Origin of the sequence: Ruegeria sp. B32 (genome assembly GCF_025141855.1) — a bacterium.
GTDB lineage: Bacteria > Pseudomonadota > Alphaproteobacteria > Rhodobacterales > Rhodobacteraceae > Ruegeria > Ruegeria arenilitoris.
Window position 1 is genome coordinate 350,930 of record NZ_CP081106.1, and the last position, 22,385, is coordinate 373,314.

Sequence of the window (22,385 nt, forward strand, 5' to 3'; positions counted from 1 at the left end):
ATGCGCGTCATTTTCATGGGAACGCCCGAGTTTTCGGTGCCGGTGCTGGATGCGCTGGTGCAGGCCGGGCATGAGATCGCCGCCGTCTATTGCCAGCCCCCGCGCCCGGCCGGTCGCGGCAAGAAGGACCGGCCCACGCCGGTGCATGCCCGCGCCGAGGCGCTGGGCCTGCCGGTGCGCCATCCCACCTCGCTGAAATCGCCCGAGGAACAGGCCGCCTTTGCTGCGCTGAAGGCCGATGTGGTCGTGGTCGTGGCCTATGGGCTCATCCTGCCGCAGGCGATCCTGGATGCTCCGAAACATGGCTGCTTGAACATTCACGCAAGCCTTCTGCCCCGCTGGCGCGGGGCCGCGCCGATCCACCGGGCGATCATGGCGGGCGATGCCGAGACCGGCGTCTGTATCATGCAGATGGAGGCCGGCCTGGACACCGGCCCCGTCCTGCTGCGTCAGGCCACCCCGATCGGACCCGAGGAAACCACCGCCCAGCTGCATGACCGCCTGTCGGCGATGGGCGCCGATCTGATCGTGCAGGCTCTGGACCGCCTGCCCGAGCTGACTCCCGAACCGCAGCCCGAGGTCGGCGTGACCTATGCCGCAAAAATCGACAAGGCCGAGGCCCGCGTGGACTGGTCGCGCCCAGCTGTCGAAGTCGATCGCCAGATCCGCGGCCTGTCGCCCTTTCCCGGCGCCTGGACTCAGATTGAGGGCGAGCGCGTCAAGCTGCTCGCCTCGCGCCTGTCGGACGGGCAGGGCATGCCGGGCGAGGTGCTGGACGACGCGCTGCGGGTGGCCTGCGGCACCGGCGCAGTCGAACTGCTGCGCTTGCAACGGGCGGGCAAGGCGACGCAGGATAGGGAAACCTTCCTGCGGGGCTGGCCGATCCCGGCCGGAACCCGCCTCGGCTCGGAGACGTCCTGATGTTCATGGTGATGATGGGTACCGTCGTGATTGCCGGCATCGTCGGCTATCTGTCCGAGGTGACGGGCTTTACCCACAACGGTTATCTGCAATCCATCATCATCTGCGTGGGCGGGGCGTTCCTGTTCTATTTCATCCGCATCATGTTCGGCATCAGCTTTGCACCGCCTGGGCTGGATGCGGTGATCTCGTCGGTGGGGGCCTTGATCATCGTGCCCACGCACTGGAGGAAATGAGATGCCCGTCCTTGCCTTGATCGTCATCGGCGCCGCGGCCGGATTTCTGGCCACCCGCCTGATGCGGATCGAGGCGGACATCCCCACCACCCTGCTGATCGGTATCGCCGGGGCCGTGGTGGGCGGGCTGATCATGCGCGCCTTGCTGACGGTCATGGGCTGGATGCCCGGATTCGTCGGCGCGGTGCTGGGCGCGCTGCTGCTGATCTGGATCTGGAAGACCTATTTCCGGCGTTGATGCGGCAGGCCGCAGGCCACGCTAGACAGTGCCTTGGCAATCAACTAGGCATCGGCAATGAAAAACTATTTCTTGCCACAAGCTTATAACAACGCATGGGCCAACCACCGAATTCTGGACGCTTGCGCGCAATTGCCCCCCGAGGAACTGGCGAAGCACCGTACTGGTTTCTTCCCGTCCATCATCGAGACTCTCAATCACATTTATACGGTTGATCTTTTCTACGTCACCGCTCTGGAAGGCCGGCCAATGGGATTGGACGCCTTCGACCCGGAAACTCCCTATCCCGACTTGCCCGAGCTTTCGGCGCACCAACGCGCCATCGACCGACGTTTCGTGGATGTTTGCCGCGATGAGAAGGTTTTGGATGAAACTGCACGCGTCAGGATTCCACGTGGGGAGTTGGTGCAAGTCGAGCGTTACGACCGCACGATCCTGCACTTGCTGCAGCACCAGATTCACCATCGGGGACAAGTGCATTCGATGCTTTCGGGCACGATGATCGCTCCGCCGCAACTGGATGAATTCTTCATGGAGTGGGAGGCTGACAGATCGTTGCGGGCCGAAGACTTCACATCTCTCAACCTGACCGAGGAAGAGGTCTGGCGCGGCCTCTAGCTTCGTGGCGGGCGTGCCTTGTAGACCGGCAACTGCCAGCCGAACAGCAGCGATCCGGCCCGCAGCGCCCAGCAGGACAGCGCGCACAGGCCCAGTGCCAGCAGCGTCTCCAGCCCCAGACGTGTGGCCACCACGGCCACCAGCGCCCCGGTGAAGGCGCACGAGACATAGAGCTCGCCCTGTTTGAGCACCAGCGGCACCTCGTTGCAGACCACGTCGCGCATCAGCCCGCCCAGGCAACCGGTGGTCACACCCATCAGCACCACGATCACGCCCGACTGACCCAGCGCCAGCGCCGCGCCCGTTCCCGCGGCCACGGCGATCGACAACGCGAAACTGTCCAGCCAGACCAACCAGTTGTAGCGGCTTTCGACAAGATGCGCGGTGAAGAACACGACCACCGCCGCTGCTACCGCGATCAGGATATAGTCAGGTTGGCCCACCCAGAAGACGGGATGCCGATCCAGCAGCAGATCGCGCACCGTGCCACCGCCCACCGCCGTCAGACAGGCGATGAAGGCAAATCCCACAAGATCCAGCTGCGCCCGGCTGGCCACCAGCGCGCCGGTCAGCGCAAAGACCAGAACCGAGGCATAGTCCAGCAGGGCCAGACCACTCATGTGCGGGCCTTTTTCGGCTTGAACGGGGCCATGCCCGCGCGCGCCAGTTCGTCGGCGCGTTCGTTTTCGGGGTGGCCGGCATGGCCCTTGACCCATTCCCAGGTCACGTTATGGCGTTGTTGGGCTTCGTCCAGCCGCTGCCACAGGTCCACGTTCTTGACGGGCTTCTTGCTTGCGGTCTTCCAGCCGTTGCGCTTCCACCCGTGGATCCAGCCCGTCACCCCGTTTTTCACATAGGCGCTGTCGGTCACGATGGTAATTTTCGAGGGCCGCTCCAATGTTTCGAGCGCGCTGATCGCGGCCAGAAGCTCCATCCGGTTGTTGGTGGTCTCGGCCTCGCCGCCGTTCAACTCGCGCTCTTTCAGGACGGTTTCTCCATCCATCGCCCGCAGCAGCACGCCCCAGCCCCCCGGGCCGGGATTGCCCGAACAGGCACCATCGGTATAGGCAAACAGATCAGGCATGGGCCAGCACCAGAATGAAACCGTCATACGATCCGGCCAGCCCCTTTCCCATACCGGTGGTGACACGGTCAATGACGAACCCGGCCTCGACCAACGCGGTCTCGATCTCGGGGCGCGTGAAATAGGTGTAATAGCGGTCCAGTTCGTCGCGATGCTCTTCGGTGCCCAGTTTGAGGCCCAGAAAGAACACGCCGCCCGGCTTCAGGGCCCCGTGGATGGCGGCCAGGTGTCGCGGGAATTCGGCGCGCGGGGCGTGCAGCAGGGAAAAGCTGGCATAGACCCCATCGTATTCGGCCGTTTCGGTCACGTCGTCGAACGTGCCCAGATGCGCGTCCACGCCATTTGCGCGGGCGTGTTCGACAAAGGCCGGTGTGGCGTCCAGCGCCCGAACCCGCAGCCCCTGGCGCAGAAAGAAACCGCTGTCCGACCCCGGACCCGACCCCAGATCCAGCACCAGCCCGTCGCCGACCGCCTGCGCAAAGGCTGCGCGCGCCTCGATCTGCTCGGGCGGCAGTGGCACTTTCAGATAGTCGTCCACACGGGTTGTGTAGGCGTCGATGGTTCGTTTGTCGCTCACAGGACTACTCCAACGGCCAGGCAGGCCAGCACGACGGCGCTCAGCAGCAACCGCAGTTTCATCCACCAGCGCGGGGTCAGGCCCCAGGACCAGAACAGCGCGTCCAGCACCAGCAGCCCGGCAAAACCGATCATCAGGTTGGTGCCCGCGTCGACCGGCCCGCCGCCGGTGGTGAAGAACGCCCACAGCGCCGGCAGAACCGACAGCCCATAGCACAGCGCCGCCCGGCTGCCCGCGGTCTTGGTGGCAAAGCCCCACAGAACGCCGGACATGAAGCTGAGGATCACAGCGCCATAAAACAGCTGCACATAGGGCCCCACGAACCGCGGGCCCAGCGCGCGGCTGCCCCAATCATTTAGGTCTCCGCTCAGGTAGGTCAGCGCGCCCCAGACAAAGGGGATCAGACCGGCCAGGCCCAGAACCAACGGTGCGCGGGGGATGCCGCTCATGCAGGCACGCGCAGAATGCGGGGCACCTTGAACTCGACATTCTCGGTGGCGGTTTCGACGGTTTCGACGGTCACGTCATAGCGGTCGCGGAAGGCGTCGATCACCTCGTTCACCAGAACTTCGGGGGCCGAGGCACCGGCGGTGATGGCGATGCTGGAAATCCCGTCGAGCGCGCGCCAGTCGATGTCGGTGGCGCGCTGCACCAGCTGGGCATAGGTGCAGCCCGCCTTGGACGCCACCTCGACCAGGCGGCGCGAATTCGAGGAGTTGGGCGCACCCACCACCAGCAGCGCATCCGACTTGGGCGCAACGGTTTTCACCGCTTCCTGGCGGTTGGTGGTGGCATAACAGATGTCTTCCTTGTGCGGGCCGACGATGGCCGGGAACCGGTCCTGCAGCGCGGCCACGATGTCGCGCGTGTCGTCCACCGACAGGGTGGTCTGGGTGACGAAGGCCAGTTTTTCAGGGTCGCGGACCTGCACCCCGGCCACATCGTCAACCGTTTCCACCAGCAGGACCTCGCCGTCCGGCAACTGGCCCATGGTGCCGACGGTTTCGGGGTGGCCCTTGTGCCCAATCATGATCATCTGCAACCCGGCCTCGGCGTGGCGCTGGGCCTCGATATGGACCTTGGACACCAGCGGACAGGTGGCGTCGACATAGATCATCTCGCGCGCGGCTGCGGCGGCGGGCACCGATTTGGGCACGCCGTGGGCGGAAAAGATCACCGGCCGGTCATCGGGGCATTCGTCCAGCTCTTCGACAAAGACGGCACCCTTGGCGCGCAGCCCGTCCACGACGAACTTGTTGTGCACGATCTCATGCCGGACATAGACCGGGGCGCCCCATTTCTGCAGGGCCATTTCCACGATCTTGATCGCGCGGTCCACACCGGCGCAGAACCCGCGCGGGGCGGCCAGATACAGGGTCAGGGGGGGCTTGGTCATGCGTCTGTCTCCTTGACAGGGACAGGTAAGGCTTTTCCACCTGTTGGTCCAGTCAGGACAGCCTTGTCATCATGCTGACATGAAGTCCTGTTAGCCAATACCCGTTTGAGCACGGGTTTTTGATTAAAGAAGCGCGGCCAGGACACGAAGTCCTAACCGCGCGATTGCTCCACATGTGTGAGTGGTGGATGGCGGAGTTCTTATTTTCCTGCGACGGCTACCGTGCGCGGTTCATCGGACACGTCCCGCGGAGGGCGTCCGATCACGTCGCGCAGATCGTCAAGCTCGATGAAATTGTCGGCCTGACGACGCAGCTCGTCCGAAATCATCGGCGGCTGGCTACGGATGGTCGAAACCACCGAAACGCGCACGCCCTGACGTTGCAGGCTGGCAATCAGCGGGCGGAAATCCCCATCGCCCGAAAACAGCACGATATGATCCACGCGCGGCGCAAGCTCCATGGCATCGACAGTCAGTTCGATGTCCATGTTCCCCTTGACCTTACGGCGCCCCATGCTGTCGGTGTATTCCTTGGCCGGCTTGGTCACCATGGTGAAGCCATTGTAATGCAGCCAATCGACAAGCGGACGGATCGGTGAGTATTCGTCGTTTTCTAGCAGCGCTGTGTAGTAGAAGGCTCTGAGAAGCTTGCCTCGACGCATGAATTCCTGGCGAAGCAACTTGTAATCGATGTCAAACCCCAGTGCTTTTGCGGCGGCGTACAGATTCGAGCCGTCGATGAACAGCGCAAGCCGTTCGTCCTTGTAAAACATTAATTTGTCCTTCCGGTATCGCTCAACGCGCGGAGGTGTCTGTGAGTGAAAAAAATAAATTCGCGCATTGATGCCTTTAAAATAGGCTATTTGACCTGTATCGCAAGTATTCTCTGAACGGAATACGGGGATAAAAGTGGTCAAATCCATGTCAAAAGTGGTCGTGGCGTTGGGGGCAAATCTCACCTTGAGAGGAAACGGGCCCAAGGTGACACTCGCGCAGGCTCTCGAGGTCATGGAGGCCAAGGGGCTGGTGATTCGGGCCAAAAGCCGGCTTTTTTCGACCCCCTGCTTCCCTGCGGGCGCCGGCCCGGACTACGTGAACGCAGCCGCTGTGATCGAGACGGAACTGGATCCGCGCGGTGTTCTGGACCTGCTGCATGAGGTCGAGGCCGAGTTCGGCCGCGCCAGGGTTCAGCGTTGGGGTATGCGCACACTTGATCTTGATCTTGTCTGCTGGGACGACCGCGTTCTGCCGGACCTGGACGGATACCGCCGCTGGTTGGATTTGCCGATGGACCAGCAGGTGCGATCCGCGCCCGAACAACTGATAGTGCCGCACCCGCGCCTGCAGGATCGGGCATTCGTGCTGGTTCCAATGGCTGACGTCGCGCCCGATTGGCGCCATCCGGTGCTGGATTTGACCGTCCGGGAAATGATCGGACAGCTGCCTGCGGACGAGGTTGCCGCCGTAACACCCCTCTGAGCCGCCAATGCTGGGCATTTCCCGCTTGTCAAGGCAGAGAATCGCGCTTAGATAAACCCCTTCCTGACACGGATTCATTTGTGGAGAGCGCCTCATGGCCCGCGTGACGGTCGAAGACTGCGTAGACAAGGTACCGAACCGGTTCGAACTGGTGATGCTTGCCGCCCATCGTGCGCGCGAGATTTCCACTGGCGGATCGATCACCGTTGACCGCGACAACGACAAGAACCCCGTCGTGGCTCTGCGCGAGATTGCCGAAGAAACCCAGACGGCGGACGAGCTGCGTGAACGTCTGATCGAGGCCAACCAGACACAGATCGAGGTCGACGAGCCCGAAGAAGATCAGATGGCGCTGTTGATGGGTGCAGAGTCGGACAAGCCGGCAGATGACGACATGTCCGAAGAGAAACTCCTGCGTGCCCTGATGGAGGCCCAGGGGCAGGGGTAAGCCCTGCAAGCGAAGGTGCGGACCGGATGATTTCTGTTGAAGACCTGATTGCGCTGGTCCGCAACTACAACCCCAAGACAAATGCCGATCGCATCGCCCGGGCCTATGAGTTCGGAATGCAGATGCATGAAGGGCAGTTCCGGCACTCGGGCGAGCCCTATTTTTCGCATCCCGTCGCAGTTGCCGCCATTCTGACCGAGCAGCGCCTGGACGATGCCACGATCATCACCGCGCTGCTGCACGACACGATCGAGGACACCAAGGCAAGCTATTCCAAGATCGCCGAACTGTTCGGTGACGAGGTGGCGATGCTGGTCGACGGTGTCACCAAGCTGACCAACCTGCAGCTTTCCAGTCGCGAAACCAAGCAGGCCGAGAACTTCCGCAAACTGTTCATGGCCATGTCCAAGGACCTGCGGGTGATCCTGGTCAAGCTGGCCGACCGCCTGCACAATATGCGCACGATCAAGGCAATGCGCCCTGAAAAGCAGGTGCAGAAAGCGCGCGAAACGATGGACATCTACGCGCCGCTGGCCGGCCGGATGGGCATGCAGTGGATGCGCGAAGAGCTTGAGGACCTGGCGTTCCGCGTCCTCAATCCCGAAGGCCGCCAGTCGATCATCCGCCGCTTCATCACGCTGCAGCGCGAAACCGGCGACGTGATTCACCGGATCACCGGCGACATGCGGCACGAGCTTGAGAAAGCGGGGATCGAGGCCGAAGTCTTTGGTCGCGCCAAGAAACCCTACTCGATCTGGCGCAAGATGCAGGAAAAGGATCAGGGCTTTTCGCGCCTGTCCGACATCTATGGCTTCCGCATCATTACCCAGACCGAAGAAGACTGCTATCGCACCCTTGGGGCCATACACCAGCGCTGGCGCGCGGTGCCGGGGCGGTTCAAGGACTATATCAGCCAGCCGAAATCGAACGGTTACCGCTCGATCCATACGACGGTCTCGGGCCGTGACGGCAAGCGGGTCGAGGTGCAGATCCGTACCCGTCAGATGCATGATGTCGCCGAGACAGGTGTGGCCGCGCACTGGTCCTATCGTGACGGTGTGCGGACGGAAAACCCCTTTGCGGTCGATCCGGCCAAGTGGATCGCCAACCTGACCGAGCAGTTCGATACCGAGGAAGACCACGAAGATTTCCTCGAGGCGGTGAAGCTCGAGATGTATTCGGACCAGGTGTTCTGCTTCACCCCCAAGGGCGACGTGGTGAAACTGCCGCGCGGGGCGACCCCGATCGATTTCGCCTACGCCATTCATACGCGCATCGGCCATGCCTGTGTCGGAGCCAAGGTGGACGGTATCCGTGTGCCGCTGTGGACGCGGCTCAAGAATGGCCAATCGGTCGACATCATCACCGCCGACGGCCAGACCCCGCAGGTGACCTGGCTTGAGATTGCCGTGACCGGCAAGGCCCGCACCGCCATCCGCCGCGCCCTGCGCGAGGTTGACCGTGAACGGTTCATCAAACTGGGACGCGAACTGGTCCGCGCGGGGTTCGAACATGTTGGCCGCAAGGCGACCGACAAGGCATTGGAAACCGCCGCCAAACACCTGCGCATCAAGAACAGCGATGAGTTGCTGGCCCGCGTCGGCAGTGCCGAACTGACCGCCCATGATGTAGTGGCCGCGGTCTATCCCGACCTGACCCGCGACGAGGGCGAAGCAATCCCCTTGCGTCGCGCCGTGATCGGGCTTGAGCCGGGGCAGGGGTTTGAACGCGCGCCGTGCTGCCAGCCTTTGCCGGGCGAACGCATCGTGGGTATCACGTCTCGGGGCAAGGGCGTGGTGGTGCATTCCATCGATTGCGATCGCCTTGCCGAATTCGAGGATCAGCCGCAACGGTGGGTGAACCTCCACTGGCATACCGGCACGCATCCGGCCGCCTACGGCGCCACGTTGGAACTGACCATCGGCAACGACGCCGGCGTGCTGGGACGTATTTGCACATTGATCGGCGAGAAAAAGGCCAATATTTCGAACCTGGAATTCGTGGACCGGAAGCCAGATTTCTATCGTCTGCTGATCAGTATCGAGGTGCGGGATCTTGAACAGCTGCATTCGCTGATGCTGATGCTCGAGGCGGAAAGTGACGTGGCTGCGGTCGAACGGTATCGGGACATGACAAGCGCTGCGGTCGCAGCTGGCTGAGAAGGGGTGATCAGGAGTGGTTTTCAAGCGCCGTGATCGCCGCTCGGTACTCCAGGTCCTGTCCGAGTTGGTCTATCCTCGCGGCGGTTGGACCCGCGCCTTCCACTATGTCAAACACCGCGTCCGTCGTCTTCCGGACTCGCCCGAACGCATTGCCCGCGGGGTAGGGGCCGGGGTGTTCGCGTCCTTCACCCCATTCTACGGCCTTCATTTTCTGGTTGCCGCGGTCTTGGCCCGGCTGCTGAACGGCAACATCCTTGCCGCGTTGAGCGGCACGTTTTTCGGCAACCCGCTGACCTACGTTCCGATCGGCGTGGTCTGCCTGCAAACTGGGCATTTCCTGCTGGGCACCGAATACGAAGAGGGCGACACCAAGGGGCTGATGGGCAAATTTGCCAGCGCGATGGGGGACCTCAAGGATAACTTCCTGGCGATGTTTTCCGATCGGGTCGTTGACTGGCACGGGCTGTCGCAATTTTATGACGAAGTGTTCTTTCCCTACATGATTGGCGGCATCATTCCCGGCATCGTGGCCGGCGTGATCTGCACCTATATCAGCCTGCCGGTGATCCGAACCTATCAGATGCGCCGCCGCGCAAAGATCAAGGCGAAGTTCGAAGAAATCAAACGCTTGGCCGAAGCAAGCTCTGCCGTTCCCCGACCAAACCCGATAGGCTCGGGCGACGCGAACAAAAAGGATTCGAAGGATGTCTGACACCCCTCTGCGCTTGGGCGTGAATATCGACCATGTCGCCACCGTGCGCAACGCCCGTGGCGGCGCCTATCCCGACCCGCTTCGCGCCGCAAAGCTTGCCGAAGAGGCCGGGGCCGACGGCATCACCGCGCACCTGCGCGAAGACCGGCGGCATATCTCGGATGCCGATATCGACGGGCTGATGGAGGTTCTGTCTGTTCCGCTGAACTTTGAAATGGCGGCTACGGATGAGATGCAGAAGATCGCTCTGCGCCACAAGCCGCACGCCGTCTGCATCGTCCCCGAGAAGCGCGAGGAACGTACCACCGAAGGTGGCCTGGAAGTCGCGCGCGAGGAAAACCGTCTGGCGCATTTCATCGCGCCGCTTCGTGACGTCGGTTGCCGGGTGTCGATCTTCATCGCCGCAGACCCCAAGCAGATCGAGGCCGCCCACCGCATCGGCGCCGAAGTGATCGAGCTGCACACTGGTGCCTATTGCGACGCCCATGCCGACGGTCGGGTGGACGATGCGGAACGCGAACTGGAGGCGCTGCGCAAGATGTCCACCTTTGCCCATTCGCTGGGCCTTGAAGTGCATGCCGGCCATGGCCTGTCCTATGACACGGTCCAGCCCGTTGCCGCCTTTCCCGAAGTGCGCGAGTTGAACATTGGCCATTTCCTGATCGGCGAGTCCATCTTCCGGGGTCTCACCCCAGCCATTCAGGAAATGCGCCGCCTGATGGATGAGGCGCGCCAATGATCCGCTGCCTTGAAGCCTCCTTCTTCTGGATCTCCCGATGCGCTTGAACATTCCAAGGTTTCTTGTCGTCTTCGTAATCACATCGATTGCGGTCCCGGCTGTTTTGTTCGGCGTTTCGGCGGTGTTCGGAATTGACTTGTCCAGCAGTTTCCTGCCGTTCATCCCCTTTTTGGCCGCCGCGACTTTCGAAGGACACCGACAGGTTCAGACGCACCAGACCATGCCGGGCAGCGGCGACATGTGGAGCGCCGCACTATGGATGGGCGTCGTCGGCATGTTGACCAACCTTGTCATGGCTGGGCTGTTCTTTCTTGTCGTTCCGGGCATGTCCGAGGGATTGGCCGGTATCCCGGTGAACTTTTTGGTGATCGGTTTCACGATCACCTTTGTCGTGGCGTTTCTCATTTCGCGGCTATTCCTGTGGGTGGGCGCCCGGTCGGCGTTCAAGGCTCTTGAAAGGGCAAAGAAAGAGTCGAACTCATGATACTCGGCATCGGTACGGATCTTGCGAATATCGAGCGCATTCAGGGCACGCTCGATCGGTTCGGTGACCGGTTCCGCAACCGTGTCTTCACCGAGACCGAGCAGCGCAAGGCCGAGCGCCGGCGGGATACGGCCGGAACCTACGCCAAGCGCTGGGCCGCGAAAGAGGCGTGCTCCAAGGCGCTGGGCACGGGGCTGCGCATGGGCATCGCTTGGAAGGACATGGCTGTCACCAATCTGCGCACCGGTCAGCCCGTCATGCATGTGACCGGCTGGGCCGCGGAACGGTTGAAGGAAATGACGCCCGAAGGACACGAGGCGATCATCCACGTCACCTTGACCGACGATCATCCATGGGCGCAGGCCTTCGTGGTGATCGAGGCGCGCCCGCTTGGTGATCCCGACGCAGCGGCCTTGACACCCCCGCGACCGCGCCGCATGTAACCCCCCGAGCCGAGCAAGGACTGGAGAGCAGTATGGCCGAGCAAGCCAAATCCGGAAACGCCATCTGGGAGACGATCAAGACAATCGTCTATGCCCTGCTGATCGCGGGCGTTTTCCGCACTCTGTTCTTTCAGCCATTCTGGATTCCGTCGGGGTCGATGAAACCCACGCTGCTGATCGGTGATTTCCTGTTCGTCAACAAGATGGCCTATGGCTATTCCTACGCGTCCTGCCCCAGTCTGATCATCCCCAGTGTCGGCCTCGATGTCGATGCAGAAGACATCTGCGGCTGGATGGGGGGCGACAATACCCGACTACTGGGCGGCGAGCCCGAGCGTGGCGACGTCATCGTGTTCCGCCATCCGGTTTCGGGGCGCGACTACATCAAGCGACTGATCGGCCTGCCCGGAGACAAGATCCAGATCAAGGATGGCGTGGTCTACATCAACGGCACCGAAGCCAAGCAAACCCCGGATGGCACTTTTACCGAAATCGCCGAGCCGCAAGGGCCTCAACGTCTTCGGCCCCGCTGTGAAAATGGCCCGGTCGGCGTGGGCGGCACCTGTGAGAAGACCCGGATGATCGAAACTCTGCCGGGCGGCGTGTCGCATGAAATCCTGAATATCGGCAATCAGAGCACTGACAACACGGGTGTCTACACTGTGCCGGAAGGGCACTACTTCTTCATGGGCGACAACCGTGACAATTCCAGTGACAGCCGCGTGCCGCAGGTCGCAGGCGGCGTCGGCTACGTTCCTTATGAAAACCTGATCGGTCGAGCCGACCGCATCATGTTCTCGTCCGCCGGGCGTTCGATGCTGTTTTTCTGGACCTGGCGCGGTGACCGGTTCTTCAAGGCGGTCAATTGAAGCTTTCGACCGACATGAAGGCGTTCGAAAAACGCCTTGGACACAGGTTCTCCAACCCTGAACTACTGGTTCGGGCACTGACCCATGGTTCGGTCTCGTCTTCGACGCGTCCGGACAACCAGCGGCTCGAGTTTCTGGGTGACCGTGTTCTGGGGCTTGTGATGGCCACCGCATTGCTCGAGGCGGATCAGAAGGCCACCGAAGGCCAACTGGCCCCCCGATTCAACGCACTGGTGCGCAAGGAAACCTGTGCCGACGTTGCCCGCCAGATCGATATCGGCGCGGTTCTGAAGCTGGGCCGGTCAGAGATGCTGTCGGGCGGGCGCCGCAAGCAGGCGCTTTTGGGCGACGCCATGGAGGCAGTTATCGCCGCGGTCTATCGCGATGCCGGTTTTGAGGCGGCGCAGAAAGTGATCTTGTCGCTGTGGGGCGACCGGATCCACACGGTCGAAGCGGATGCGCGCGATGCCAAGACATCGCTTCAGGAATGGGCGCAGGCGCGCGGGCAGAAACCGCCCGCCTATGTCGAGATTTCGCGCAGCGGCCCGGATCACGCCCCTGTTTTCACCATCGCGGCCCGCCTGCAGGACGGATCCGAGGCCCAGGCAACCGCCGGCTCCAAACGTCAGGCGGAACAGGCGGCCGCGCAGGCTCTGCTGGATCGTGTGACAAGCTGATCTCTTCGATCGCGGTGTTGCCTGCTCTTGATCTGTCCGGGAATGTCCGCGAGGGCTGTCCACCTATCACGAACCACGTCTGCAACGGCTAGACCTTGCCGCTCAAACGACCCGCAAGAACCCGGTCAGCCCGGTCTTCTGGTGTTCGATCACATGGCAGTGAAAGGCCCAGTCGCCCGGATTGTCTGCGACCAGCCCGATTTCGACGACCTCGTCTTTCAACAGCAGCATGGTGTCCGTCACCAGCGGCGGCAATTCTCGCAGGTTTGATCGCAACGGCACAAAGACCAGCCCGTGCAGATGGATCGGATGCAGGTTCGGAGATTCATTGCGCAGCCTCAAGACATAGCTTTTGCCCAGTTCCAGCGTCGCCAGTGGTCCGACGTCTGCGGCAGCATCTCCGGGCCAGGGAACCCGGTTGATCGACCAGAAATTGTATCCAAGAGACCCGCAGAACCCATTGTCCGGCAGTTCACCTTCTGGCGTCCAGCCGAAGACGAATTCGTGCACCTGAGCGTTGCCGAGGTCGGGCAGGGCGACCGGGTTCTTCGGCAAAGGCTTCAGTTCTCTCAGGTCCCGGTGCGCGGATCGCCCGACCGATCGCAGGCTGGCCATCGTCCTCAAGGGCTGACCGGGCAGTTTGGCCACAAGGTCGACCTGCGCCCCTTCGCCGTCTGGCATCGCAACGGCAAAGTCCACACGCTGACCGGGGCCTACCAGCAAGGGATCATCTGCACTCGGCATCGGCAGTTCGGCGGTGACCGGGTGACCGTCCCACGCGATGATCTGCGCGTTTCCGCCCGTCAGGTGCAATTTGTAGATCCGGGTCGTGTCCGAATTGAGCAGTCGCAGCCGCACGAGGCTGCCGGCGGCGTGGTCATAGACTGGATGCTGGTGCCAGTTCGCGGTCTGCACATTGCCGAAAGTTCCGGCTCTGGCCGCGCCCCGCTGGGTGTAGGCGGGCAGAAATGCCCCCGTCTCGTCCAGGCGAAAGTCCCGTAGGTTGATCACTTGCTCGCTGTCGAACCCGACGTCTTCGGGCTCGGCGATGACCATCACTCCGGTCAAACCGTGCGCCATCTGCTCCATCGTCATGCAGTGCGGGTGATACCAGTAGGTTCCGGCGTCTGGGGGTGTGAACTCGTAGGTGAAGCTTTCGTTCTGTCCCAGCGGCATCTGGGTCAGATAAGGCACGCCATCCATATCATTGCGGATTCGCATCCCGTGCCAGTGCATCGAGGTATTATCGGACAGAGTGTTTTTGACCGTCAGTCTCATCGCTTCACCCTGACGTCCAAAAAGGACGGGCGGAGGAGCGTCGGGGCTCAGGCTGACCATTCCTTGCGTAGGCTGGTCCCGAAACATGTAGCTGGCGCTTTGAACCGCCAGTTCCTGATCAGTGCTATTGGGCGCGAATGCAAGTCCACCCAAGCCCGCGGCCCCCATTGCGGCGCCGCCCGATAAAAGAAACTCCCGTCTTTTCATGCCTGATCCTCAAGATGCGGGTCGCGGCCTGGCTGGGATCGGCTTGGCCTGTGCGCCAGTCCTGCCATTCCTGTACCGGCCCGGCAATGCGACAAATGCCTCTGGCCCGCTGTGCCTTTCTGCGATAGGGATGCGCACTTGAAAACAGGATCACCACACAATGACGACACGCGCCGGATTCATCGCCCTGATCGGAGAGCCCAATGCAGGCAAATCCACCCTTCTGAACCGCATGGTCGGGGCCAAGGTCTCGATCGTGACGCACAAGGTGCAGACCACGCGCGCCCGCATCCGCGGCGTCGCCATGGAGGGTGATGCGCAACTGGTCTTCGTCGATACGCCGGGCCTGTTCAAACCCCGCCGCCGGCTTGACCGCGCGATGGTCGCGGCGGCCTGGGGCGGCGCGGCCGATGCCGACATCATCGTGCTGATGGTCGAAGCGCATCGCGGTATCACCGAAGGTGTCGAGCGCATCCTGGATGGCCTGTCCGAGATCGCGCAGGGCCGCAAGGTGGCGCTGGCGATCAACAAGATCGACCGGGTCGAAGCCCCCGCGCTGCTGTCACTGACCCGCGACCTGAATGACCGCTTCCCCTTTGCTGAAACCTTCATGATCTCGGCCGAAAAGGGCCACGGCGTCGAGGACTTGCGTGCCTGGCTGGCACAGCATCTGCCCGAAGGCCCCTGGCTTTATCCCGAAGACCAGATCGCCGATCTGCCGCTGCGCATGATCGCGGCCGAGATCACGCGCGAAAAGCTGACCCTGCGCCTGCACCAGGAGCTGCCCTATCAGCTGACGGTCGAGACCGAGAACTGGGAGGAGCGCAAGGATGGTTCGGCCAAGATTGACCAGATCATCTATGTCATGCGCGACGGTCACAAGGGCATCGTGCTGGGCAAGCGCGGCGAGACGATCAAGGCCGTCAGCCAGGCCGCCCGGGCCGAGTTGGAGGAATTCCTTGATCGCAAGGTCCACCTGTTCCTGCAGGTGAAGGTCCGGCCCAACTGGCTGGAAGAGGCCGAGCGCTACTCGGAAATGGGGCTGGACTTCAAAGACGGCAACGCATGACCCGCCTGACGGCCGAGTTCTGGGTCCACGCCTATCTGGCCCGGCTGCGCCTGCACGAGATCCCCGCCTTTGTCGTAACCCATGGCGACGACACTGCCGGCGCGGTTCTGGTCAAGCTCAACACGCTTGACGGCAATGCCACCGCCTTTCAGCGCAGCTTCGACCTGCTCAGCGGCGCACGCAAGTGGATCGAGCTCGCCAAAGGTCCCGAGGACGAGGTGGACGAGGCCATTGCCCGTCAGCGCAGCTTTGACCCCGATCTTTGGGTGATCGAGGTCGAAGACCGGCAGGGCCGGCACCTGTTGGACGAAGAGGGGCTGGACTAGGGCTGCTTTACCACAAAGGCGACAGCGCCAGCCAGACGCCCGCGAACATGGCGATCCCGCCCAGGTTCACCCAGATGTGCCAGATCGCATAGCGGTAGGGCAGCGTCTTGCGGGCGTAGAACGCGGTTCCGATCACATAGCAGCCGGACCCGGCCAGAATGCACCACAGTGTCGCCACCGGTACGCCCCGCAGGTCGGGCAGGGCCAGCAGGCCCAGCGCGCCCAACCCCAGGTAGGATGCGGTTGACCAGCGCGATTTCACTGTTTCGTTGGTGATCTTGTTCCAGACCGCCACCGCCGTCAGCGCCCAACACACCACCAGCAGGCCCAAAGTCCAGGGCGTGCCAGCCAGAACGAAGAACGGCGTGAAGGTGCCCGTAATGCTGGGATAGATCGCCGCGTGGTCGATGCGCCGCAGCAGTGTGCGCCGTGCGTGCAGCGGTAGAAAGTGATAGGCCCAGGACGCCAGGTTCGACGCCAGCGCACACAAGACGTAAACCACGACGGCAGCAACCAGCGGACCTTGCAGATGGGTTGCCGCCTTAGCCACCAGCAAGCCACCCGCAATCAAGATCAACGCGAGGCCCACTGCATGCACCGTCATGTCCGCACGGCGGAAGGCAGGGTTGAAACTGGGAAAGGTCGCGTCGGTCATGTCTGGTCTCGTGGCTGCCCGTTCTGGGTAATATCGCCCCGGGTCCAAGTCCACAATTCCGGCACGTCAGCCGGTGTCTTCCGATTGAATTTGCTTCTTTCCGCGCCGCGCTCTACCTTCGCGGTCCGACGCGACCTCAAGGCAACCCAAGGGCCCCGCATGGACTGGCGCGACCATGGCATTCTTCTGACCGCCCGCCGCCACGGCGAAACCGCGGCCATCATCGAGGTTTTCACCGAAACCCATGGCCGACATGCGGGCGTGGTGCGCGGGGGTGCCAGCCGCAAGATCGCGCCCATCCTGCAACCCGGCGCGCAGTTGGACGTGCTGTGGCGGGCGCGGCTGCAGGAACATATCGGCACCTTCCAGGTCGAGCCGTTGCGCTCGCGCGCGGCGGCGGCGTTTTCGGGGCGGCTGGCCTTGTCGGGGCTGAACGCGGTCGTGGCGCTGCTGTCCTTCTGCTTGCCCGAACGCGAACCGCACCCCGGCATCTATCGACAGACGGAACAGCTGATGGATCTGCTGGGCCAGGACGAGATCTGGCCGCTGGCTTACCTGCGCTGGGAACTGGCCCTGCTTGAAGAACTGGGTTTTGGGCTGGACCTGACCCGATGCGCCGTGACCGGCACGACCGAGGGGCTGGCCTATGTCTCGCCCAAGACCGGCCGGGCGGTCAGCGCCGAAGGCGCCGGGGATTGGGCCGACCGGCTGTTGCCTCTGCCGCCGGTGCTGCGCGGGCAGGGGGCTGCCCCGGATGACGAGATCGCCGCCGGGCTGCGCACGACCGGCTATTTTCTGGCGCATCGCGTGGCGCCATCGCTGGGTCACACGCCGCTGCCCGAAGCCCGCGCCCGCTTTGTCGATCAATTCACTCGGCGGCTTTGAACACCATCTCGTGCCCGTCCTCGTTGCGCAGGATCAACACGTCGCCCGACACCTCGGACTGCGTCATCGCCAGCAGCGCGGCGAAATAGAATCCTTCGGCCTCAAGCCCGGCGCAGGCGGCGCGTGTGGCGGTGAGGTCGGTGATTTCGAACCACGGATAGGGCGCGTTCAATGTGCCCGAGTAGCTGTTGCAGGGCGCGTTTCCGGCAATCTTGCCGTCTTCGGGAAAGCGCAGCAGGGCGCTGGCGTCATAGGGCTGGCCGTTCACCTCCTGCAGCACCCAGGTGCGGTCGGCTGCGCCATAGGCGGCGACGCTTTCGTCGCGGTCACATTGCAGCAGGGCAAGGGCGGGCAGGATCAGGCTCAGGCGCAGCATGAGGGCTTTCTATCCCGACTTGGCGTCATTGCGCCAGCAGTTCGGCGCGCACTTCCATCCGGGGGCGCCAGTTGTAGCGTGTGTCCTCGCGTACTGGCGCCCAGAACAGGTCACCCCCGTTGCGCCAGCCGTCCAGCACGATCGCGTCATTGGGCCCATCGCCTTTGGCACTGATCGCGGCGGAATGGTGGATGATCCGAAACGGGGTCGGCGGCGAAGTGATCCAGTGCAGGTCCAGTGTGCGGAAGTTTTCCTGCCGCAGCCGCTTGAGCATGTCCTCGGCCCAGTCATTGCACAGCCCGCGCTCGCGAAAACCGTTGATGACCTTGGCGTTGTGGATGATCGCCGGATCGGTGACCCGGTATTCGGCCCTCAGCTGCAGCGCATAGTCATGGGCGATCTGCGCCGCGCGGGCGGCTTCCTGCGGATCGACATCGGGGCTGAGGTTCTGAATGGCGCGGTTCAGACCGGCAACATCGCTCGAGGGTGTGCCGGGCGGCGTGCTACATCCTGCAAACAGGAGGCCAAGAACAAGGATCAGAAGGCGCGCCATGGTTTCTCCGCAAGGCTTGTTCGGGCATCTGCATTGCGGCGGCGCAGCATGATGCGGTTCGCAGGCTACTTAGCCGAAACCGGTGCCGGAACCCAAGGCAAATTTTGTTCTCCGCCGGAGCGTACGGTCCAGATCAGGGATGTACAATCCCGAAGATCAAGGCCCGTGAACCTGTTTGATTTGTACAAAAGAAAAGACCCGGCGCTGGGCCGGGTCAAGTTGGGGAAACCGCGACGGGCGGGCGCTCAGGCCAGCAGACGCCGCGCGATGACTTGCGCCTGGATCTCGGCGGCACCTTCAAAGATGTTCAGGATGCGGGCGTCGCACAGCACCCGGCTGATCTTGTATTCCAGTGCAAAGCCGTTGCCGCCGTGAATCTGCAACCCGTTGTCGGCCGCGGTCCAGGCGACGCGCGCGCCCAGCAGCTTGGCCATCCCGGCCTCGAGGTCGCAGCGGTGGCCGTTGTCCTTCTCCCAGGCGCTGAAATAGGTCAGTTGGCGGGCGACCATGATCTCGACCGCCATCATCGCCAGCTTGCCGGACACGCGCGGGAAGTTGATCAGGGCCTTGCCGAATTGCTTGCGCTCCTGCGCGTATTGCATGGCGATGTCCAGCGCGCTTTGGGCCACGCCGATGGCGCGGGCGGCGGTCTGGATACGCGCGGATTCGAAGGTTTCCATGAGCTGCTTGAAGCCCTTGCCTTCCTCGCCGCCCAGCAGGTTCTCGCCCTTGACGTGGAAGCCGTCGAAGGCCAGCTCGTATTCCTTCATGCCGCGGTAGCCCAGCACCTCGATCTCGCCGCCGGTCATGCCGGGGGTCGGGAAGGGGTTGTCGTCGGTGCCGGGCGTCTTTTCGGCCAGGAACATCGACAACCCGCGATGATCGGTGGTTTTGGGATCGGTGCGTGCCAACAACGTCATCACATGGGTGCGTGCGGCATGTGTGATCCAGGTCTTGTTGCCGGTGATCTTGTAGTCACCGTTTTCGTCCTTGACCGCGCGGGTGCGCAAGCTGCCGAGGTCCGAGCCGGTGTTGGGTTCGGTGAACACGGCGGTGGGCAGGATCTCGGCGCTGGCGATCTTGGGCAGCCATTGGGCCTTTTGGTCGTCGGTGCCGCCCGCGATGATCAACTCGGCCGCGATCTCGGACCGGGTGCCCAGGCTGCCGACGCCGATGTAACCGCGCGACAGTTCTTCGGAAACGACGCACATCGACGCCTTGGACAGGCCGAACCCGCCATATTCCTCGGGGATGGTCAGGCCGAATACGCCCATCTCGGCCAGTTCCTCGATGATTTCCATCGGGATCAGCTCGTCCTTCAGGTGCCATTCATGGGCGTTTGGCTCGACCCGATCCAGCGCATAGCGGCGGAACTGCTCGCGGATCATCTCAAGCTCTTCATCCAGGCCCGAGTCGCCGAACATGGTGGCCCCGGATTGGTCTTGCATCAGCTGAACCAGTCGGCTGCGCGCGGCCTGGCTGTTGGCCTGTGCCATCAGAGTTTGCACCTCGGCGCATTGGAAGCCCGACAGCGCATCCCAACCCAGCCCCAGATCCTGCAGGCGCACGACCTCGCCCTGGTTCATCGGGATGCCGCCGGCGACCTGGTGCAGATATTCGCCAAAGGCGATCTGGTGCAGCAACTGCTCCATCTCGCAGAACTTGCCCTCCGCCTGCAACGCCTCGGCCCATTTCTGCATCTGCTGCAGCGACTGGTTGTAGGTCGCCAGCCAGGCCAGCCCATGCGCGGCGGTCTGGTTCGCCTCGACCAAAGCGCCCGAGACGCGACCCTCGGCCGTGACCATCTCGCGCACCGCATCGCGCGCCCGGTCAAAGACGGACTGAACCGCCGGCAGCGCGGCCCCCGTCAGGGTCAGAAGATCAGGCAGAACCGGCTGAGAAGTCATGTTCGTCATATCTTGTCCGTCATGGGCCATGAATCACGTCCTTTGCTGGGTTGTCTGGTCATATCATGCTGCACGTGCAGCGCAACAAAAATACACAAATAGCGTCGAAAAAGTCCAAAAATTACGTAACGAATTTTGCGGTGCAGAGAAATTCTGCGGTGATATGTAGGGGAAATGGATCTGTTTTCTTTGATGTCCCTGCCCGAACTCTGCCTTGCGTTCGCGGTCGCCTTTCTGGCCGGAGCGGTGAAAGGCATGGTCGGTTTCGCCATGCCGATGGTCCTGATTTCAGGGCTCAGCATGATGCTGCCGCCCCAGCTTGCGCTGGCCGGGCTGATCCTGCCAACGGTTGTGACGAACGGGATCCAGGCCTTGAGAGAAGGGCGCGCGGCAGCGATGTCTTCGATCCGGCAGTTCCGGGTCTTTCTTTCCGTCGGGCTGGTCTTTCTGCTGGGGAGCGCTCAGCTGATCAGCTTGGTTCCATCGCAGGCTTTCCTTCTGATGATCGGAATTCCCGTCACGTTCTTTGCCACGATCCAACTGCTGGGCGTGAAACTGAGCCTGTCTGAGCAATCGCCAAAGATCGAGGCCGCGGTCGGTGCGGTTACCGGGTTCATTGGCGGCATATCAGCCGTTTGGGGACCTCCGACCGTTGCCTATCTGACTGCGCTGAATACCCCCAAATCCGAACAATTGCGCATTCAGGGCGTGATCTATGGCTTGGGAGCTTTGGCTCTGGTCGTGGCGCATATTGGATCAGGCGTGTTGCGGGCTGAAACCGTGCCGTTCTCGGCTGCACTGACCCTTCCGGCTTTGGCCGGCATGTGGCTGGGGTTGCGGATGCATGATCGGATTGATCAGGCTACGTTCCGCAAGGCGACTTTGTTGGTTCTGATGATCGCAGGTGCGAACTTGCTGCGCAGGGGGGTGTTCGGGTGAACGCTCAACCCTTGTGCTCAAAATAGCGGAAGGCAAAAAACAGTCCGAACATCAGGAACAGCAGTCCCGACAGATCGCCGATCAAAAAGGCAAAATACTCGGCCGTCGCGCTGCCAAACGCCAGGTTGGTCAGGCCGGACACCAGGATTGACGTGATGACCCCGACCCCCATGATGCAGGCCCAGCAGGGCGCCCGATCAGCGGCGGGAAACAGATCCCATCCCAGCCATTTCAACAAATAGAATACGGCCGGCGCCGTCGTGACCGCAATCAAGATGGCCAGCAGGCGGCTTGTCAGAAAAACGTCCGAGCCACCGAGTGTCGCGAAAACCAGAAAGACACCGGGCAGCATGGCCAGTATCGCACGCCACCCCAAGAGCCACGCCGCAAGGACCCGCACGCCGTGCGGAAGAAACAACAGGCTGGCACGGCTGGGGTACTCTGGAAAGAACACGTTCTGCATGGGCATCAAAACCCAAAATGTCAGAAACGATGCGCCGATATAGGCCAACGAAGCATAAAACGTGTCAGAGGCCCACGATCGCATCACGTCACGCTTCTTTCAGGATTGCTCAGCGGTCAACGCGGGGCGTTGACGACATACCGTCCCCGGTTGGCGTTCCCGCTTTGGGACAAGTAGCCCTTCTGTACCAGCGACTTGAGGGCGCGGAAGAAGGTCGGGCGCGAAACGCTTTGCACCAAAGTGTGCTCGATCAGGCCATAGGTCCGGACTTCGCGCGAGTCTTTCGACAATTCTTCGGCCGCGTAATAAATGTCACGCTCTACCGGAGAAAGCTTTTCGAGCCCCAACGTGCGTTCCATGCTCTGCATCAACTTGCGCAGTTCCGCCAGTTTCGAGATCTCGGTCATTTCCATTCCTGATTTTACCAGTGCCACCAGTTGATATCCGCTTGGTCAAATGACCCATGATAGTCGCCTATCACACGGCATATCTCATGTTGACACTCATCCCCTTGATAATACACTACCGCCTTGATTAGGCTGCTCATCTTGCGAGTGTGAGTGTCCGCGCGCGAGCTGCCCAAAGGTTTTTTCAGTCTCGGCCCGGTGCATTTTGCGCCGGGCTATTTCCTTGTAATGGGTCCT

Annotated in this window: 30 protein-coding genes; 17 read left to right on the top strand and 13 right to left on the bottom strand. The window is 62.2% G+C overall.

The features are described 5' to 3' along the window. Genes fmt through K3752_RS01965 form a run of 4 tightly spaced genes read left to right on the top strand, consistent with a single transcriptional unit; the run spans nucleotide 1 to nucleotide 2,013 of the window. Nucleotides 1-921 carry a methionyl-tRNA formyltransferase gene (gene fmt / locus K3752_RS01950; RefSeq protein WP_260064584.1) on the top strand — a complete coding sequence of 307 codons (921 nt, stop codon included), beginning with the start codon at nucleotides 1-3 and terminating at the stop codon, nucleotides 919-921. Further along, nucleotides 921-1,157, top strand: coding sequence for a hypothetical protein (locus K3752_RS01955; RefSeq protein WP_260064586.1), 237 nt, complete (start codon nucleotides 921-923; stop codon nucleotides 1,155-1,157). The genes fmt and K3752_RS01955 overlap by 1 nt, the downstream gene beginning before the upstream one ends. Before the next feature lies 1 nt (nucleotide 1,158). Further along, entirely contained in the window at nucleotides 1,159-1,395 is a 237-nt protein-coding gene (locus K3752_RS01960; RefSeq protein ID WP_149776373.1) for a GlsB/YeaQ/YmgE family stress response membrane protein, read from the top strand. 57 nt (nucleotides 1,396-1,452) lie between these two features. Next, nucleotides 1,453-2,013 carry a DinB family protein gene (locus K3752_RS01965; protein WP_260064589.1) on the top strand — a complete coding sequence of 187 codons (561 nt, stop codon included), beginning with the start codon at nucleotides 1,453-1,455 and terminating at the stop codon, nucleotides 2,011-2,013. Here K3752_RS01965 and K3752_RS01970 read toward each other — a convergent pair. From K3752_RS01970 to K3752_RS01995, 6 genes are all read right to left on the bottom strand, one after another. Then, a complete protein-coding gene (locus K3752_RS01970; RefSeq protein ID WP_093965252.1) occupies nucleotides 2,010-2,633 on the bottom strand; it encodes a trimeric intracellular cation channel family protein in 624 nt (207 codons plus the stop codon). The two genes, K3752_RS01965 and K3752_RS01970, sit on opposite strands and share 4 nt — an antisense overlap. Beyond that, on the bottom strand, nucleotides 2,630-3,097 hold the full coding sequence (gene rnhA, locus K3752_RS01975) for a ribonuclease HI (RefSeq protein WP_260064591.1): 468 nt from the start codon (nucleotides 3,095-3,097) through the stop codon (nucleotides 2,630-2,632). The genes K3752_RS01970 and rnhA overlap by 4 nt, the downstream gene beginning before the upstream one ends. Beyond that, nucleotides 3,090-3,674, bottom strand: coding sequence for a bifunctional 2-polyprenyl-6-hydroxyphenol methylase/3-demethylubiquinol 3-O-methyltransferase UbiG (locus K3752_RS01980; protein ID WP_260064593.1), 585 nt, complete (start codon nucleotides 3,672-3,674; stop codon nucleotides 3,090-3,092). The genes rnhA and K3752_RS01980 overlap by 8 nt, the downstream gene beginning before the upstream one ends. After that, entirely contained in the window at nucleotides 3,671-4,123 is a 453-nt protein-coding gene (locus K3752_RS01985) for a DUF3429 domain-containing protein (protein ID WP_170584917.1), read from the bottom strand. The genes K3752_RS01980 and K3752_RS01985 overlap by 4 nt, the downstream gene beginning before the upstream one ends. Continuing rightward, a complete protein-coding gene (gene ispH, locus K3752_RS01990) occupies nucleotides 4,120-5,070 on the bottom strand; it encodes a 4-hydroxy-3-methylbut-2-enyl diphosphate reductase (protein WP_260064598.1) in 951 nt (316 codons plus the stop codon). Before ispH ends, K3752_RS01985 begins: the two co-directional genes overlap by 4 nt. A 200-nt stretch (nucleotides 5,071-5,270) precedes the next feature. Next, complete coding sequence (locus tag K3752_RS01995) at nucleotides 5,271-5,843, bottom strand: NYN domain-containing protein (protein WP_093965260.1); 573 nt, start codon at nucleotides 5,841-5,843, stop codon at nucleotides 5,271-5,273. Between the two features lie 136 nt (nucleotides 5,844-5,979). On the opposite strand from K3752_RS01995, the gene folK reads away from it, so the two are divergent. The 9 genes from folK to rnc all read left to right on the top strand — a co-directional run bounded on the left by folK (nucleotide 5,980) and on the right by rnc (nucleotide 13,083). Beyond that, complete coding sequence (gene folK / locus K3752_RS02000; protein WP_409233607.1) at nucleotides 5,980-6,549, top strand: 2-amino-4-hydroxy-6-hydroxymethyldihydropteridine diphosphokinase; 570 nt, start codon at nucleotides 5,980-5,982, stop codon at nucleotides 6,547-6,549. A gap of 94 nt (nucleotides 6,550-6,643) precedes the next feature. After that, nucleotides 6,644-6,997, top strand: a complete 354-nt coding sequence (gene rpoZ / locus K3752_RS02005; protein ID WP_170343419.1) for a DNA-directed RNA polymerase subunit omega — start codon at nucleotides 6,644-6,646, stop codon at nucleotides 6,995-6,997. A gap of 26 nt (nucleotides 6,998-7,023) precedes the next feature. Next, nucleotides 7,024-9,156, top strand: coding sequence for a bifunctional (p)ppGpp synthetase/guanosine-3',5'-bis(diphosphate) 3'-pyrophosphohydrolase (locus K3752_RS02010; RefSeq protein WP_170343420.1), 2,133 nt, complete (start codon nucleotides 7,024-7,026; stop codon nucleotides 9,154-9,156). A gap of 16 nt (nucleotides 9,157-9,172) precedes the next feature. Further along, a complete protein-coding gene (locus K3752_RS02015) occupies nucleotides 9,173-9,871 on the top strand; it encodes a DUF2062 domain-containing protein (RefSeq protein WP_260064603.1) in 699 nt (232 codons plus the stop codon). After that, nucleotides 9,864-10,610: a pyridoxine 5'-phosphate synthase gene (locus K3752_RS02020; RefSeq protein ID WP_260064605.1), complete on the top strand. Its 747-nt coding sequence runs from the start codon at nucleotides 9,864-9,866 to the stop codon at nucleotides 10,608-10,610. Before K3752_RS02015 ends, K3752_RS02020 begins: the two co-directional genes overlap by 8 nt. Nucleotides 10,611-10,647: 37 nt before the next feature. Beyond that, complete coding sequence (locus K3752_RS02025; protein ID WP_170584928.1) at nucleotides 10,648-11,094, top strand: ABZJ_00895 family protein; 447 nt, start codon at nucleotides 10,648-10,650, stop codon at nucleotides 11,092-11,094. Beyond that, on the top strand, nucleotides 11,091-11,537 hold the full coding sequence (acpS, locus tag K3752_RS02030; protein ID WP_093965271.1) for a holo-ACP synthase: 447 nt from the start codon (nucleotides 11,091-11,093) through the stop codon (nucleotides 11,535-11,537). Before K3752_RS02025 ends, acpS begins: the two co-directional genes overlap by 4 nt. A 32-nt stretch (nucleotides 11,538-11,569) precedes the next feature. Continuing rightward, nucleotides 11,570-12,406, top strand: coding sequence for a signal peptidase I (gene lepB, locus K3752_RS02035; RefSeq protein WP_170342658.1), 837 nt, complete (start codon nucleotides 11,570-11,572; stop codon nucleotides 12,404-12,406). After that, the gene (gene rnc, locus K3752_RS02040; RefSeq protein ID WP_170373281.1) at nucleotides 12,403-13,083 is read left to right on the top strand and encodes a ribonuclease III; all 681 of its coding nucleotides are present in this window, start codon (nucleotides 12,403-12,405) and stop codon (nucleotides 13,081-13,083) included. The genes lepB and rnc overlap by 4 nt, the downstream gene beginning before the upstream one ends. A gap of 102 nt (nucleotides 13,084-13,185) precedes the next feature. On the opposite strand, the gene K3752_RS02045 is transcribed toward rnc, so the two are convergent. Further along, nucleotides 13,186-14,568 carry a multicopper oxidase family protein gene (locus K3752_RS02045; RefSeq protein ID WP_260064612.1) on the bottom strand — a complete coding sequence of 461 codons (1,383 nt, stop codon included), beginning with the start codon at nucleotides 14,566-14,568 and terminating at the stop codon, nucleotides 13,186-13,188. A 160-nt stretch (nucleotides 14,569-14,728) separates the two neighbouring features. Here K3752_RS02045 and era point away from each other — a divergent pair, with 160 nt between their 5' ends. Next, complete coding sequence (era, locus tag K3752_RS02050; protein ID WP_170343427.1) at nucleotides 14,729-15,637, top strand: GTPase Era; 909 nt, start codon at nucleotides 14,729-14,731, stop codon at nucleotides 15,635-15,637. Continuing rightward, the gene (locus K3752_RS02055) at nucleotides 15,634-15,963 is read left to right on the top strand and encodes a DUF1491 family protein (RefSeq protein ID WP_260064615.1); all 330 of its coding nucleotides are present in this window, start codon (nucleotides 15,634-15,636) and stop codon (nucleotides 15,961-15,963) included. The genes era and K3752_RS02055 overlap by 4 nt, the downstream gene beginning before the upstream one ends. A gap of 7 nt (nucleotides 15,964-15,970) precedes the next feature. Here the strand turns inward: K3752_RS02055 and trhA are convergent, their stop codons facing one another. After that, the gene (gene trhA / locus K3752_RS02060) at nucleotides 15,971-16,618 is read right to left on the bottom strand and encodes a PAQR family membrane homeostasis protein TrhA (protein WP_260064617.1); all 648 of its coding nucleotides are present in this window, start codon (nucleotides 16,616-16,618) and stop codon (nucleotides 15,971-15,973) included. A 159-nt stretch (nucleotides 16,619-16,777) separates the two neighbouring features. Between trhA and recO the strand changes: the two genes are divergently transcribed. Next, the gene (gene recO, locus K3752_RS02065; RefSeq protein ID WP_170343430.1) at nucleotides 16,778-17,503 is read left to right on the top strand and encodes a DNA repair protein RecO; all 726 of its coding nucleotides are present in this window, start codon (nucleotides 16,778-16,780) and stop codon (nucleotides 17,501-17,503) included. Here recO and K3752_RS02070 read toward each other — a convergent pair. The 3 genes from K3752_RS02070 to K3752_RS02080 all read right to left on the bottom strand — a co-directional run bounded on the left by K3752_RS02070 (nucleotide 17,487) and on the right by K3752_RS02080 (nucleotide 20,369). After that, nucleotides 17,487-17,879 carry an META domain-containing protein gene (locus K3752_RS02070; protein ID WP_170343431.1) on the bottom strand — a complete coding sequence of 131 codons (393 nt, stop codon included), beginning with the start codon at nucleotides 17,877-17,879 and terminating at the stop codon, nucleotides 17,487-17,489. The two genes, recO and K3752_RS02070, sit on opposite strands and share 17 nt — an antisense overlap. A gap of 25 nt (nucleotides 17,880-17,904) precedes the next feature. Beyond that, the gene (locus K3752_RS02075) at nucleotides 17,905-18,432 is read right to left on the bottom strand and encodes a hypothetical protein (protein WP_260064621.1); all 528 of its coding nucleotides are present in this window, start codon (nucleotides 18,430-18,432) and stop codon (nucleotides 17,905-17,907) included. Between the two features lie 245 nt (nucleotides 18,433-18,677). Beyond that, complete coding sequence (locus K3752_RS02080; protein WP_260064623.1) at nucleotides 18,678-20,369, bottom strand: acyl-CoA dehydrogenase family protein; 1,692 nt, start codon at nucleotides 20,367-20,369, stop codon at nucleotides 18,678-18,680. Nucleotides 20,370-20,513: 144 nt separating this feature from the next. On the opposite strand from K3752_RS02080, the gene K3752_RS02085 reads away from it, so the two are divergent. After that, entirely contained in the window at nucleotides 20,514-21,278 is a 765-nt protein-coding gene (locus K3752_RS02085) for a sulfite exporter TauE/SafE family protein (protein WP_093965287.1), read from the top strand. 4 nt (nucleotides 21,279-21,282) lie between these two features. On the opposite strand, the gene K3752_RS02090 is transcribed toward K3752_RS02085, so the two are convergent. Together K3752_RS02090 and K3752_RS02095 are read right to left on the bottom strand one after the other, a co-directional pair. After that, entirely contained in the window at nucleotides 21,283-21,825 is a 543-nt protein-coding gene (locus K3752_RS02090; RefSeq protein ID WP_254440858.1) for a hypothetical protein, read from the bottom strand. Nucleotides 21,826-21,857: 32 nt separating this feature from the next. Next, on the bottom strand, nucleotides 21,858-22,175 hold the full coding sequence (locus K3752_RS02095) for a hypothetical protein (RefSeq protein WP_260064627.1): 318 nt from the start codon (nucleotides 22,173-22,175) through the stop codon (nucleotides 21,858-21,860). Nucleotides 22,176-22,385: the final 210 nt, after the last annotated feature.